Source organism: Chryseobacterium sp. KMC2 (genome assembly GCF_016756935.1).
GTDB classification, from domain to species: domain Bacteria; phylum Bacteroidota; class Bacteroidia; order Flavobacteriales; family Weeksellaceae; genus Chryseobacterium; species Chryseobacterium rhizosphaerae.
In genome coordinates this window covers 1-15,753 of sequence record NZ_JAESIT010000037.1, presented here as the reverse complement: position 1 = coordinate 15,753, position 15,753 = coordinate 1, and the positions used below count along the sequence as shown (strand labels likewise).

The window sequence follows — 15,753 nt, the reverse complement described above, 5'->3', positions numbered from 1 at the left end:
CTCCGGTCCATTCCCATCCGTTGAATCCGTCCTTAGCATAGTCGATAAGCCAGTTGCCACTATCAGTTTTTACGCTAAGGTCAGCTTTCCCATCACCATCATAATCAGCCGGCACAGGATGGGCTTCCGACCCTCCTCTTAATGTTCCAGTCCATTCCCATCCATTAAATCCATCCTTAGCATAATCTATAAGCCAGTTTCCATTGTCAGTTTTTACGCTAAGGTCAGCTTTTCCATCACCATCATAATCAGCCGGCACAGGATGGGCTTCTGACCCTCCTCTTAATGTTCCAGTCCATTCCCATCCATTGAATCCATTCCCGGAGTAGTCTATGAGCCAAGATCCTCCATCTGTTTTTACACCTAAATCTGCTTTTCCATCACCATCGTAATCTTCAGGGACAGCATGTAAAAAAGGTTGAATGTTTGGAGGCCAATATACACCTGTCAGAAATGTATTCTGTTGAAATTGAGAAAAGAGAATGTGAGAAGATAGTAATCCTAAAGTTAAGGCTACTTTGTTGCAAATAATAAGTGATCGATGTTTATTCATGTTTGTATAAAATGTAATAATTTAATTTCGTTGTGTAATGTGCTGATTTTAAGTGTCTTTTTTTATGTAGAACTTTGTTGTAAAATACAAAAATAGTTAAAGAGCAATATTAAATATGAATTTTTATTCCACTGCAAAAGAAATGATAGCAGCCTATTTATTTTTATCATTGCACTATACTTTATTAAGAGATAATTTATAAGGTAAACACAAATAGTAAGTCTGAAGTTATTTCAGGTAATATTGTGATAACTATATGTTAAACACTGAAAAAAGATGTTAAAATATTTTTTTTAATAAAATTTATTTCTAAATTTATTATTCAAAACAGTGTAAAAATAACCTGATAATAAATTCATTTTCAACTTCTTGTGTTGATGGTTTTTTCTATCTTGTAATGCGTGGTTGAAAGCATACTACTCCCATATTTAATGACCCAAATTTTAATAATATTTGTATGAAACGTCAAAACAAATACAGAAAATTCCAGCTTCAACAGAAAAATATTGAGGCTCTTGAGAGAGAAAATTCCCGCTTCAAAAGAGTGTATTCCGAGTATGAAAATATGTCTAATGAGCTTTGGAATCTTGAGAATTCCAGTGGTGAGCCTGTTCCTGATGATTTTATCAATGCAATGGTTTTACAGACATCTTATCTGGAAGATGAGATCGAAGACTGGCTTTTGCAATTCAACGAAAAAAAAACTGATATAAAACATTAGTGATTTTAGACAGCTTCCAGCTTGTTTTAAACGCTAATTGAAGATAAATTCATAATTTAGCATCCTTAAATTAAAATCTAAAATATGGTTGCTATTGTAGATAGTGGTTCTACCAAATCGGATTGGGTAATACTTGATGACTTTAAAAAAGTCTTTCTGAAAACAGAAACCATCGGCTTTAATCCGAATTTTATCAACAAAGAACTTATCGCTCCTGAAATAGAGAAAAACAGCAATCTAATATCGGTCAGAAATTCAATTACCAGAATCTTTTTCTATGGTTCCGGATGTGGAGTACAGAAAAACTGTGAAACCATTGAAAACGAACTCAAGAAAGTCTTTGGAAAAGCAGAAATTATTGTCAAGGAAGATCTGATGGCAGCTGCATATGCTGCATATAGTGGAAAACCGGCAATCGTATGCATTCTGGGGACGGGGTCAAATTCTTGTTTTTTTGATGGTGAAAATCTTAAAATTGAATTGCCGTCTCTTGGTTTCCTTATAGGGGACGAGGGGAGTGGAAGCGCTATTGGAAAACAGTTGGTGCGTAGGTATTTTATGAAAAAGCTGCCTGCAGACCTTCACCGTGAATTTGAATCAGATTATCAGCTGACCATAGAAGATGCATTGAAAAATATGTATCATGCTCCAAGGCCAAATGCTTATTTGGCTCATTTCAATAAATTTGTTGTGGATAGAAAAGATCATCCTTATCTAAGGGATATGGTTTTTGAAGAAATGAAAAATTTCTTCGAATACCAGGTTCTGCCTTATCACGAAGTGAATGAAGCTGAGATTAATTTTATCGGCTCCATTGCTTATTATTACGAAAATATTCTACGTTCTGTTGCTACAGAACTTAATTTAAATGTGGGACATGTTGTTCAGAAACCAATTGAAAGCTTAGTAGATTACCACATTAAATATATACTCTAACAAAAAATAAAACCTATGTCAAGTAACAATAATCGCGACGAAAAGAACTTTAGTCAGGCCGCGTTAGACTATCATAAAGCAGAACCTAAAGGGAAAATTGAAGTGATCCCCTCAAAACCGCACTCTTCTCAAAGAGATTTGTCATTGGCATATTCTCCCGGAGTAGCAGTTCCTTGTATGGAAATCTTCGAAAAACCTGAAACGGTTTATGATTATACAGGAAAAGGAAACCTGGTAGCTGTAATTTCTAATGGTACTGCTGTACTTGGATTGGGAGATATTGGAGCAGAAGCTTCAAAACCGGTAATGGAGGGAAAAGGTCTTTTGTTTAAGATCTTTGCTGATATCAATGTTTTTGATATTGAGATCAATGAGAAAGACCCGGATAAATTTATTGAAATTGTGAAAGGTATTGCTCCTACTTTTGGAGGGATCAACCTTGAAGATATTAAAGCTCCGGAAGCATTTTATATAGAGCAAAAACTGAAAGAGGAATTGAATATTCCTTTGATGCATGATGACCAACACGGAACAGCTATTATTTCTGCCGCTGCACTAATTAACTCTTTGCAGATTGCTAATAAAAATATTGATGAAGTGAAAGTGGTGGTGAATGGAGCTGGAGCAGCTGCCATTGCCTGTACGAAACTTTATATTTCATTAGGACTGAAAAAAGAAAATGTTCTGATGTGTGACAGTAAAGGAGTTATTAACCATAAAAGAGAAAATCTTACTCCTGAAAAGTTAGACTTTATTGCTCAGACAGATATTGAAACATTGGAAGATGCGGTAAAAGGATCCGATGTTTTCGTTGGTTTGTCTAAAGGAAACGTGATGACCCCTGAAATGTTATTGAGTATGGGAGAAAATCCAATTGTATTTGCATTGGCTAATCCGGATCCGGAGATTGCTTATGATCTTGCTATTGAGACCCGTAAAGATGTTATTCTGGCTACAGGAAGAAGTGACTATCCTAATCAGGTTAATAATGTACTTGGATTCCCTTATATTTTCCGTGGAGCATTAGATGTTCAGGCTACAGGAATTAATGAAGAAATGAAACTGGCAGCGGTACACGCTATTGCTGATTTGGCGAAAGAGCCGGTACCTGAGGCTGTTATTCTGGCGTATAACGTTCAGAGCTTGCAGTTCGGAAGAGACTATTTCATTCCAAAACCTTTTGATAACAGACTGATCACAAAAGTATCAAGTGCTGTGGCAAAAGCTGCGATTGAAAGTGGTGTTGCAAGAAAAACAATTACTGATTTTGAAGAGTATGAGCACCAGCTTTTAGACAGAATGGGAAGAGATGAGAGATTGGTAAGAATGATGCAGAGTCGTGCAAAATCTAATCCGAAAAGAATCACTCTTGGAAATGCAGAAGAATACAATGTACTGAAAGCAGCCCAAATTCTTTATGAAGAAGGAATTGCTTACCCAAGCCTTTTGGGAGACAAAAAGTACATCAAGGAGCAAATGGAACGTTTTGGAATCAACCTAGATATTCCAATCATTGATCCAAGTGATGATGATCAGAAGGAAAACAGAAAGAAATACAGAGAAACACTTTGGAAACTTCGTCAGAGAAAAGGGATGAATGAGTACAAAGCGAAGAGATATGTTCGTCAGAGAGATTATTTTGGACCTCTAATGTTAAAACATGGAGATACAGATGGTCTGATTGTAGGATTCTCTAAAAACTATACTTCAGTATTACGTCCTATTTTGGAAGTTATTGAAAAAGATAAAGGAGTAGATAAAGTAGCCGCAATGATGATGATCCTTTCTGAAAAGAAACCTATTTTCTTTGCAGATACTTCTATCAACCAGAATCCTACAGCAGAAGATCTTGTGAATATTGCTAAAATGGCAGAATTTACTGTAAAATCTTTCGCTATTGAACCTAGAATTGCGATGCTGGGATTCGAAAACTTTGCTGCAATTTCTGATACTTCCAAGAAAGTGGCTAAAGCTGTGAGTATCCTTCATGAGAAATATCCTAAGATGATTGTAGATGGTGAAATTCAGCCGGATTTTGCGATGAATGCAGATCATTTGAGCGATTATCCTTTCTCCAAATTAGGAACAACACCTGCCAACACATTCATCTTCCCGAATCTTGAAAGTGCCAACTTATCATATAAAATTCTAAGAGGTATGAAGGTAGCACAGGTAATAGGACCTATCTTAATGGGATTAAAGCAACCGGTACATGTACTTCAGATGCGTTCAAGCGTTGATGAGATTGTGAACCTTGCTACCATTGCTGTTCTTGATGCACAGAGAAGAGAGAAGAAGGCATAATAATTAAGATATTTATGGTTTTTATAAAAACCGGTATAGAACCAGACGAATATTCGTCTGGTTTTTTTATGGAAATGAATATAGAGTTCTTTTTTGTAGGTGAGGTGAGTATTTCTGTTATTTAAGGAGCATTTATTTTTATTATTTACGCAGATAGGCAGGTTTGTCTTTTTGCTGTTTTTTGTTGTTAGCTTGATGTATGTATTGGTTTTTGTGATAAATAGTTCAAAATATTCATTGATATAAGTTTTTTAATGAGTTGTTATTGGTTTTTTGAGGAGTGTTGGGTTTATTTAATATCTTAGAAAGTAAAACACAAGAAAGATTAAAAGCAAATACAGATGCATGAAAAAATGAAAAAAGATCCCCTTTTTTATTCCGGAATTATACGTGTAATGTAAAATATTACTGCCGAATCAAAGATTGGTTTTGGAATATTTCGATATTTAGACATGTCATTTCCGGTAAAATCCTTTGATTTTTTTATGAAACACAACAACAGTTACCCTTATGCTGTTGAAAGATCTGTATGGTTTTTAGTTGATTCTTTTTAGTAAAGAAACACTATGAAAAAAAAGACATTCACAACGTTGGGGTGCCATCTGCTTCTGATGGTAGGATCCCTGTGCTATTCACAAAAATTTAATTTCAATCCTCATGAGTTATCCATCAATGGGTACATAAGAACAGGAATAGGAGGCACTGATGGAAATCAAATGGTCAATTTTACAACTCCGGAAAATGTACATAAATTCAGAATGGGTAATGAAGCCAATCATTATGGAGAACTCCAGCTTAATTACCGGTATAAAAATAAAGATTCTGTAAATATGTATGAAGTAACCTATATGATGGCGAAATTTATTCCTTATGGAGGTGATGATTATAAACAGTTTCCTCAGACCGCCCAGTTATACGGAAAGATAAATAACGTAGTTAGAAATGCCAATCTATGGATAGGAAAACGATATTACGATCGTCGGAATAGTGAATTATTGGATTATTTTTGGCTTAATTCAGCGCAAAATTCACAGGTAGGTATTGGCATGGAAAATTATAAGATTAAAAATTCCGGGAACTTAAATGCCGCATTCATAAGATTTAAATATGGAAATAATGACTCTCATTCCTATGTAACTGATCTTAGGTATTTGGATATTCCCGTTTCAGAACACTCTAAAATTAACCTCCTTGGCCAGTATAGTCTTAAAACCGGAAATGAAATAGAAGATACTCCAAAATCTTTTGGATACGCAGTTGGAGGATGGTGGACATATTCCAAAAAAAATATTACCCATACTTCTACCGTAATATTCAGAAAAGGAAGTTCAATTACAGATAATTTTTATACAGGAAAAACGGTGTCAGATTTTACAGGTAGAAAAAGAATGTACAATCTTGACCATGCCAGCTCATTGGATATCATTAATAATTTTGTTTATGATGATAAACGGAGACATGCGGTGCAGGCATCACTTACTTATCAATACAAGGATTTTGGGCTTGGCAATACCAATGAAAATGGAGGGGTACTCGATAATAAAGTGGCAAAAAACTGGGTGAGTATAGGTTTTCGGTATCTGTATTATATTAACAAACATTTTAATCTGGCACTGGAAGCTGGAAATGATTATATGAAAGATAGCAGGTCTGCAATAGAAGGAAGTTTACAGAAAGTAACATTTTCCCCTCAGATTTCCTGGGATTACGGATATTATTCAAGACCGGTAGTAAGACCGTTTATTACCTATGCCCATTGGTCTGATAGCTTCATGGGGATAACAGGGGTGTCAGACTTCAATACCCGGCTTCTGAATAAAAATCATGGAATATCCTATGGACTTCAACTAGAGATTTGGTGGTAAATAACGAAGACTGAATATGATAGGACTGCCTGGAAATCATCGTAGAGGCTAAGATGAAGTTTTCGTTTTTTCAAATCTTTTGTTTTTCTTACAAATGATTGAATTCCACTTCAAAATTTAAGTTAAAAATCATTCGTACGTGAAATGAAAATATTAATTAGTTTAAATTGCTATATTTGGGAGTTTTAAAAATTAATAATGATATTTTCTTTACAAGGCACCGTTCAGGAACTTACGCCTACCTACGCAGTAATTAATGTACAAGGAGTTGGTTACTATGTAGGTATCAGTTTAATGACCTCACAGACGCTGGTTTTGAATCAGCAGACCTTCTTATTTATTCAGCAGATCATCCGTGAAGATGCTCATCTCCTCTTTGGATTTAACACTCGTTCAGAAAAAGAAATGTTTAATCTGTTAATAAGCGTTAATGGAGTAGGAGCTATTTCAGCCCTTATTCTGCTATCAACATTGAGCCTTGATGAGATCGCTTCTGCGGTACTTTCAAAGAATAGTGCTTTGATCCAAAAAGCAAAAGGTATCGGAGCAAAAACGGCTGAAAGAATTATTGTTGATCTTAAAGATAAAGTCCAGAAATTCAGTGATCCTGCAGAGAATATTTCTGCATGGGTAGATAATAAAATTAAGGAAGAAGCGTTATCTGCATTAGAAGTTTTAGGGATTCCTAAGCGGATGAGCGAGAAGATTGCTGATAAAATATTAAAACAAGATCCAAGCATCTCGGTTGAAGAATTGGTAAAACAAATTTTAAAAAACATTTAACATTTGGTGGCGAATAATAAGCATCTTAACATATTTTTGTTCCTGTCGTTTCTTTGTATGTCTGTCAGTGCCTTTGCACAACAGCAGAAGAAGGATACAGCAATCATAAGAAAAGAATATGAAGTGGCCGACCCTACAAGGTATGAAGCCTATTACGACATAAAAACCGGGATGTACTATGTGTATCCTAAAGTTGGGAATACCATTACAGGACCTCCCACAGCCATGTCTCCTGAAGAATATAAAGAATATATGCTGGCCACTCAGACCAGAGCATATTATAAGGAGAAATCTGAAAAATACAACCTCCTTTTCAGAAAAGATAAAACAGATGCGCGTAAGAAAGGGCTTATCCCTTCAGTGCAGATCAATAACAGACTCTTTGAAACTATTTTCGGAGGAAATAAGATTGAAATCATTCCTACAGGATATGCCTCCCTTGATTTTGCCGGCCTTTACCAAAAAATAGATAACCCGATGATTCTGCCTCAAAACAGGACCAGTTTTACTTTTGATATCAATCAGAGAATTCAGCTGGGATTATTGGGTAAAGTAGGAGAAAACCTTCAGTTAAAAGCCAATTATGATACCCAAAGTGGTTTTGCTTTTGAAAACAGGATGAACCTTGTATGGCAGGCTAAAGGAAACTGGAAGGATCTTCAGAGCAAAGGCCTTGGAAATGTAGATAAACCTAATGCAGGTGGCGAAGATAAAATCATCAAAAGGGTTGAATTTGGTAACGTAAATATGCCGCTTTCAACAAGTTTGATCCGTGGATCACAATCTTTATTTGGGGTGAAGGCTGAATTTCAGCTGGGTAAAACCTTTGGAACAGTTGTCCTTTCCCAGCAACAAGGTGAAGCCAGAAATATCGTAGTACAGGGCGGTGGGGTAATGAATAACTTTAAAGTCAATGCCATCGACTATGAAGATAACCAACACTACTTTTTAGGACATTATTTCCTGGGTAAGTATGATGATGCATTAGCCAATTACCCACAGATTAATTCAACGATCAATATTACCAGAATGGAAGTTTGGGTATTGGATCAGGGAAATAGCAATCTGGCTTATCAAAAGAGTATTATCGGGATCAGAGACCTGGGAGAAGGTGCTGGTGGAGCAATCCTACCAGACAACTCTCTGAATGGGTTATATACTGATATAAGTACTACGGCAGGGACCAGAGAACCTGGTAAAAATTATGGTGCTATTTTTCAGGGCCAGGTTTTCCCGGGAAGTGCAGCACCTTATGACAATGGTGAAGAATTTATTTTCAATACAAAAGCGAGAAGACTAAATACCAATGAATATACATTACAACCGCAATTAGGATACGTTTCCTTAAACCAGAAACTTAACGAGAACCAGCTTTTAGCGGTTTCTTATTCCTATACGGTAGGAGGAAGTAATAAAGTATATAAAGTAGGGGAATTTTCTGAAGAAAGCCCCGTTTTGATTACCAAGGTTTTAAGACCAAACAATAAGGTAAATACCCAATCACCAATGTGGAAGCTGATGATGAAGAATATTTATTCTTTAGATGCAGGACAGGTTGCGCAAGACGGATTTATTCTTAATTTATATTACAGGGACCCTAAAACAGGAGGTAAAGTAAACTATCTTCCAGGTACCCAGGTACAGGATCAGAACTTACTGAAATTAATGAACTGGGACCGTTTGAATATGAACGGAGATGTCCAGAATAATCAGGACGGTTCTAAAGGTGATGGTATTTTTGACTTTGCAACAGGCATTACAATCCGACCGGAAACAGGAAGAATTATCTTTACTAAAGTACAGCCGTTTGGAGATTATATGCAAACAAAGATAGGAAGTAATGATCCTCAGTATGTTTTCCATGATCTTTATGATAAACAGAAACAGGATGCCCTTTCCAGTAACTTAGCATTAAGATATACAATGGAAGGACGTTACAAAGGAACACAGGGACAGGGTATTTCTTTAGGAGCAGTCAATGTTCCGCAAGGATCTGTAAAAGTTTCTGCCAATGGAGTACAGTTGAATGAAGGGGTAGACTATACCGTAGACTATATGCTGGGAACTGTGACGATCATTAATGAAAATGTGAAGCAGTCTGGGCAGGCCATTAATATTTCATTAGAAAATCAATTGACATTTAATACCCAAAGAAAAAGATTCTTAGGATTAAATTTAGAAAGAAGGTTTAATGAAAACTTTATTTTAGGAGCCACAGTTGTCAACTATTCAGAATCACCACTTACTCAGAAAGTAAATTACGGACAGGAAGCTGTTAATAATACAATGGCGGGGATCAACTTGATGTACAACAATCAGGTGCCATTCCTGACAAGGCTTACAGATAAACTGCCATTGGTGAAAACAGAGGCACCGTCCAACGTAAACTTTAGAATGGAGGGAGCTTATTTACTTCCGGGATTAAATAAAGGAACCAATGATCAATCCTATATTGATGACTTTGAACAAACGACTTCTAAAATATCCCTAAAAGAACCTGCTGCATGGAGCTTAGCCTCAAGACCAGAGAAAAATACAGTGGCTCCGTTCAACAATCCTCCTCTTAATGATGATTTGACCAGCGGCTACGGAAGAGGTCTGTTATCCTGGTATAATATTGATCCGAGATTCTGGGGAGTAGGGGGAAGAACACCTGCAGGGATTACCCCACAGTCTGTATCCAATCACGCTTCAAGAAGAGTTCAATTATCCGAGATCTATAACAACAGGGATTTTGTAGCAGGAGAACAAACCTTTACAAATACTTTTGATATCTCATACTATCCTCAGGAAAGAGGTCCTTATAACGTAAATCAGGCCACTGAACTGGCACAAAACAGATGGGCCGGTATCATGAGACCGATCAGTGTTTCTAACTTTGTAAACTCAAATATTGAGTATGTTGAGTTTTGGATGATGGATCCTTATGCAGATGGAAACCAACTGGGAGCGAATCCCAAACTTTTACTGCATTTAGGAAATGTTTCTGAAGATGTACTGAAAGATGGAAAAATGCAGTATGAAAATGGACTTCCAACTCCGGCAACTCCATCTACAACTACCAACTCAAACTGGGGAACACAGCCAAAGCAGCCACCTATTCTGTATGCATTCTCTACCGAAGGAGAAAACAGAAAAGCACAGGATGTAGGATATGATGGATTAAGTTCTGATCAGGAGTCCATGAAATTTGGAAATACATTTGTGAATCCGGTAACTAATGCATCTGACCCTGCATTAGATGACTTCGTGTTCTTTATGTCTGACCGGTTTACGGGAAGCCAGGCCGCTTCACTGGTTCAGCGATATAAATATTTCAGAAACCCGGACGGAAACTCTGAAGCAAACTCTTTAAATGTAGCTTCACAAACGCCGGATGCTGAAGATATCAACAGAGATTATAACCTTGATCAAACTGAAAACTATAACCAATATGTTGTAAAACTGGATAAGCCAAGTCTTACATTGGGAGATAACAATATCGTTGATGTAAAGACGGTAAAAGCTAACTTCCAGAACGGACAGTCTTCGGATGTAAAATGGTACCTTTTCAGAATTCCAGTGTCCAAATTTGATCCTAATGAAGGAGCACATGAAACCTCCGTTTTAAATAATGTAAGATTTGCCAGATTAATGTTAACAGGATTTGAGCAAACTTCTACATTAAGATTCGGGACAATGGATCTTGTAAGATCAGACTGGAGAAAGTATCCAAATAAAATTGCCAGCCCCCTTGTAGAAAATCCAGATGAAGGAACTGGAGGAAGTACTACATTAAATGATAATTTTGAAGTAGGAAGTGTTAATATTGAAGAGAATGCATTGAACCAGCCTCCTTATGTATTGCCTCCGGGGATCGACAGACAGGTGTTGAGTGGAAATGCAGGAGCACAAAGACAGAATGAAGCTTCTCTTTATATGAAAGCGACCGAGCTTCAGGCTGAAGCGAGAGGGGTGTTTAAGAACACCACATTGGACATGAGAAGATATAAGAAGCTTAAACTTTTTGTTCATACTCATATCCCTGGGGGTAGAGATAAGGCTGAAGGAACAATAGATCCTAGAACTAAATTTTTCATCCGTTTTGGAAGTGATGCCACAGATAACTATTATGAATATGAAGCATCTCTAAAAATTACTCCTGTTTCTGCAACAGCTCCAATGGAAATCTGGCCGATGGAAAACGAAGTAAATTTTGATATCCAGAATTTTGTGGATGCAAAGATTAGAAGAGATAAGAACTCAGCTATAAAATTAACAGATAGAACGTCAGACCCTGTATTTAAGCAGGCTAATGAAGGAGGTTATAAAGATATTTATATTAAAGGGCGCCCTAGTTTAGGAAATATTACAACAATAATGATTGGGGTAAGGAATGCTGATAGAACACAAGCAGCAATGACCAGAGTACTTTGGGTTAACGAAATCCGTCTCTCTGAAATTGAAAATGATGGAGGATATGCTGGGAATGCAAGCTTAAATTTCAATATGGGAGATTTTGCAACAGTGAATGCAAATGCTTCTTATACCTCAGTTGGATTTGGAAATATAGATTCAAAACCGGCAGAAAGAAATCAGTCTACCCAATCAGCATTCAGTATTAATACCGCTATTAATGTTGATAAATTATTACCGGAGAAAACAGGTATGAAAATACCTTTGAATTACTCTTATTCACAAACTATCGAAGATCCGAAATATAATCCTTTGGATACGGATGTTGAGTTTAGCAAGGCTCCTAATAAAGAGCAGCTGAAAAAGGTTGCAAGAACGTATACTCAGCAGAGAAGTATTGGAGTTGTCAATATGCGTAAAGAAAGAGTGAATCAAAATAAAAAGCCTAAATTCTATGATATAGAAAACGTTTCAGTAACCGCTGTTTATAACGATGATTATTTCAGAGATATCTACACCAAGAAAAACTACAGACAATACCTGAGAGGATTTATTGATTACAATTATACTTTTAAACCATGGGTGATTAAACCGTTCAATAAGATGATCAGTGATACGGCAAAATCTACCAAGTATCTGAGATGGGTGAAGGAATTCAACTTTAACCCGGTTCCTACAAGACTATCGTTCAGAACGGAAATCGACAGGAATTATAATGAACTTGAGTTTAGAAATGTAGAGGCTATTTTAGGAGGAGATACCAGCGGTGATCTTGGAGCATTAAGAAACAGAAACTTCTATTTTGGCTGGCAGTATGGATTAGGATTCAACTTTACAAAATCATTAAAACTGGAAATCAATTCTGCAACCAGAACGTTGAATGATAATGTAGATGTGAACACCATGGACAATAAAGCCATTTTTGGAAATATATTCAGAGCAGGAAGACCGGTATTGTATAACCACAGGGTTCAGCTGAACTATAAACTGCCATTCCAGTACCTTCCTTATTTAGATTTCATTAATGCTGAAGTAGGATATGGGTTTACCTATAACTGGAATGCAAGATCTACAGCATTGCTTGCAAGTCCGGAAGGTTCGTTGGGATCTGTAGGACAGAATACCAATGTGATCCAGGCAACTGCTACTGCAGATATTCCAAAGTTCTTCGGTCAGTTTAAATATTTTAAAAATATTTCTACCAAACTGCAAAAGCGTAAACAGGAAATTGATTCCCTGAACAATGTGTATACACAGCAATGGGCAAAAAACAGATACAGATATAAAAATTATAAGTTTAAAAATAAACTGACAGTGCTTGAAAGTGCAGCATTCTTCCTGACCTCTTTTAAACAGTTGGACGTGAATTATAATGAAACTAACGGTACTGTACTTCCGGGGTTATTGTCTGCCCCGAACTGGTATGGCTCAGGACAGACATTAGGAGGTCCTACATTAGGATTTCTGTTAGGATCACAAGCTGATATCAGAAGGGTGGTGATGGAGAATGGTTGGGTAAGTAATTCCCCATACATGACAGATCCATATGTAAGAATGTCGACCAAAGAACTCAGGGCAAATCTCCAAGTTGTTCCAATGAACGATTTTAGAATAGATCTTAATATATTGCATAATTATAACAGAAATTTCTCACATTCCGGATTTAATTATACAAGTGGGGGTGTTGCTAATCCAGACTTTACGTTTGCTACTGATTTAATTACCTATTCCAATTCTACAGTACTTCTTAGTACTTCATTTAAAGATGGGCAGGCTGTTTATCAGACAATCAGAGAAAATGCAAGAATACTTTCAACCCGTTTAGGAGGTCCGAATGCAGTTATTGGGAATGACGGATTTGCAGAGCATTATAGCATTGCCAATGCGTATGTATTAATTCCGGCGTTTAGAGCAGCTGTTGAAGGTAAAACTGTGAAAACAATGGGTGACCCCAAAAAAGCAGGATTCCCGTTGCCAAACTGGAGAATTACCTATTCAGGACTGAGAAATGTACCAATGATTAATGGACAGTTTACGAAGTTTGATATTCTGCATGGTTATACAGCTACATATACAGCTACAGGAATCCAGTCTAGCATAGATTATTTTAATAGCCTTATTACTACGGTTGGTAATCCAAATTCCCCGTTTGATGTTAATAAAGATTATATCAATCCGTTTACTTTTGCTCAGGTTGGCTATGTAGAATCATTTGCACCGCTTATCGGAGTAGATGTAACCATGAGAAATAATATGCAGTTCGGATTACAGTATAACAGAAATAGAATGATGGTACTGGGATTAGTGAATCATACCCTTACAGAAGATTCCAACTCAGAATATGTGGTAAGACTGGGATATATTGTCCGCAACTTCAGATTGGGAATGGCTAATGTAAGAGGTTCAAGAGGAAAAGGAAGTGACCTTAATATCAGAGGAGACATTTCATTGAGAGACAGTAAAACCTCTATTATGAATATATTGTTGAATGACTCTCAGATCACAGGAGGACAGAAACTGTTAAATATCAAACTTTCGGCAGACTATAATGTTTCTGAGAATCTGAATTTAAGAGTGTTCTACGAACAGATGACTTCTAAGTATAAGATATCAACCGCATTCCCATTGTCAACGGTTAGAGCAGGTATTTCTGCAACGTTTACATTCGGTGATGCCGGTGGTGGCTTTTAAGAAGATATAATAACACTGAATAAACTAAAATCCCTTTCTATAGCAGAAAGGGATTTTTATATACTATGGTGAGGTTGACACTAATCCTCCCGATTAGGTGTTTTACGTTTGGTGATATGCCTAATCCTGTTTTTTGGAGTATTCTAAAACCCTTATTGATCCTCAAATAAAAGGTCACTATAGCTGAGTGTATATTGTCTATGAATTTTGCTGAGGTTAACCTCTCACAATATCCAGCAGGAATCTATATGATCACCCTGATTGATTCAAATGGAAAGACCTATCCGAACAAGGCTATCAAAAAATAATATTAACCTGAATCGCTGCTTCGGCAGCGATTTTTTTATTTCCATTCAAAATTTCTGTAAGATGCTTATTAAAGCTTTGAACCTTTTAGAATTTTGAATACATTTGTAAAAATAAAAATTTAAAAATGAACACACCATCAGAATTAAAGTACACTAAAGATCACGAATGGATCAAGATTGAAGGTAATGTTGCTACAATTGGTATTACAGACTTTGCTCAGGGAGAACTTGGGGATATCGTATATGTAGATGTAGATACTGTAGATGATGACCTTAATGGAGGAGATGTTTTTGGAAGTGTAGAAGCGGTAAAAACTGTTTCAGATTTATTCTTACCTATTGCAGGAAAGGTTATTGAATTTAATTCAGAATTAGAAGACCAGCCTGAGTTGTTGAATACAGACCCTTATGGAAACGGATGGATTATCAAATTAGAACTTGCTGATGGAGCAGATCAGTCTGAATTACTTTCAGCTGAAGATTACCAGGCTATCATTGGATAAGATTTCAAAAATATTTAGTAAGATATTGCCCATTTATTGGGCATTTCTTACTTACATGCTTCTCAAGCCCGGGGAGGAGAACCAGGAATATTGGTTCATGTTCAGTGGTATAGACAAAGTTTTACACCTGAGTATATTTGCGGCACTGGGATTCGCTTTCATTGCCACATTCCCCAGAATAAAATTCTCTTACTTTTTTCAGATCATCCTTATCTATGCTTTTCTTACTGAAATTTTGCAGGAAGAAATGGGATTGGGCAGATCTATGGAAACACTTGATATCGTAGCAGACACTATCGGATGTCTTATAGGTTATTATACCTATAAAATATTGATCAAACGCTTTTTCTGATATACCCTATAATTTGAAACAGGAAACTCCGTATTTCAAATTTTCCAAAACATTGGGACACTTACATTCTCACCCCCTCAACTCCCAACCTCTAGAACCCACCATCCCTCAGACTCTCCAACCCTCAGACTCTCTAACACCAGTAGCTTTTTCCCGCTATCCACTCATACTCCTCGCGCCAAGGCTTTCCAGTGCTGTAATCCTTATGCTTTCCAGCCTGTGCTGTGGGGTATCCGTTTCTATCGGGGCTAGGGGAGTAGATATAGATTATAAATATAGGCTGATGAATAACTGGTAGTCAATAGTCAATATAGCCAGCCATCAGTCGCTAGCAGCCAATAG

At 36.7% G+C, this 15,753-nt stretch carries 9 protein-coding genes; 8 read left to right on the top strand and 1 reads right to left on the bottom strand.

Annotation, left to right across the window (positions count from 1 at the left end; translation table 11 throughout):
* A partial coding sequence (locus JML65_RS23385; protein WP_202272499.1) for an FG-GAP repeat domain-containing protein occupies nucleotides 1–553 on the bottom strand: 553 nt, incomplete at its 3' end.
* Nucleotides 554–1,010: 457 nt separating this feature from the next.
* Here JML65_RS23385 and JML65_RS23380 point away from each other — a divergent pair.
* The 8 genes from JML65_RS23380 (at nucleotide 1,011) to JML65_RS23345 (ending at nucleotide 15,411) form a co-directional block, all read left to right on the top strand.
* Nucleotides 1,011–1,274: a hypothetical protein gene (locus JML65_RS23380; protein ID WP_047496631.1), complete on the top strand. Its 264-nt coding sequence runs from the start codon at nucleotides 1,011–1,013 to the stop codon at nucleotides 1,272–1,274.
* 84 nt (nucleotides 1,275–1,358) lie between these two features.
* Entirely contained in the window at nucleotides 1,359–2,210 is an 852-nt protein-coding gene (locus JML65_RS23375) for an ATPase (protein ID WP_202272497.1), read from the top strand.
* A 15-nt stretch (nucleotides 2,211–2,225) separates the two neighbouring features.
* Complete coding sequence (locus JML65_RS23370; protein WP_202272495.1) at nucleotides 2,226–4,514, top strand: NADP-dependent malic enzyme; 2,289 nt, start codon at nucleotides 2,226–2,228, stop codon at nucleotides 4,512–4,514.
* 566 nt (nucleotides 4,515–5,080) lie between these two features.
* Nucleotides 5,081–6,379, top strand: a complete 1,299-nt coding sequence (locus JML65_RS23365) for a carbohydrate porin (protein WP_202272493.1) — start codon at nucleotides 5,081–5,083, stop codon at nucleotides 6,377–6,379.
* 198 nt (nucleotides 6,380–6,577) lie between these two features.
* Nucleotides 6,578–7,162, top strand: a complete 585-nt coding sequence (ruvA, locus tag JML65_RS23360) for a Holliday junction branch migration protein RuvA (protein ID WP_047496615.1) — start codon at nucleotides 6,578–6,580, stop codon at nucleotides 7,160–7,162.
* A gap of 57 nt (nucleotides 7,163–7,219) precedes the next feature.
* Nucleotides 7,220–14,248: a cell surface protein SprA gene (sprA, locus tag JML65_RS23355; RefSeq protein WP_202272491.1), complete on the top strand. Its 7,029-nt coding sequence runs from the start codon at nucleotides 7,220–7,222 to the stop codon at nucleotides 14,246–14,248.
* A 433-nt stretch (nucleotides 14,249–14,681) separates the two neighbouring features.
* On the top strand, nucleotides 14,682–15,059 hold the full coding sequence (gene gcvH, locus JML65_RS23350; RefSeq protein ID WP_047496612.1) for a glycine cleavage system protein GcvH: 378 nt from the start codon (nucleotides 14,682–14,684) through the stop codon (nucleotides 15,057–15,059).
* Complete coding sequence (locus JML65_RS23345) at nucleotides 15,001–15,411, top strand: VanZ family protein (protein ID WP_309948352.1); 411 nt, start codon at nucleotides 15,001–15,003, stop codon at nucleotides 15,409–15,411. The genes gcvH and JML65_RS23345 overlap by 59 nt, the downstream gene beginning before the upstream one ends.
* Nucleotides 15,412–15,753 lie beyond the last annotated feature (342 nt).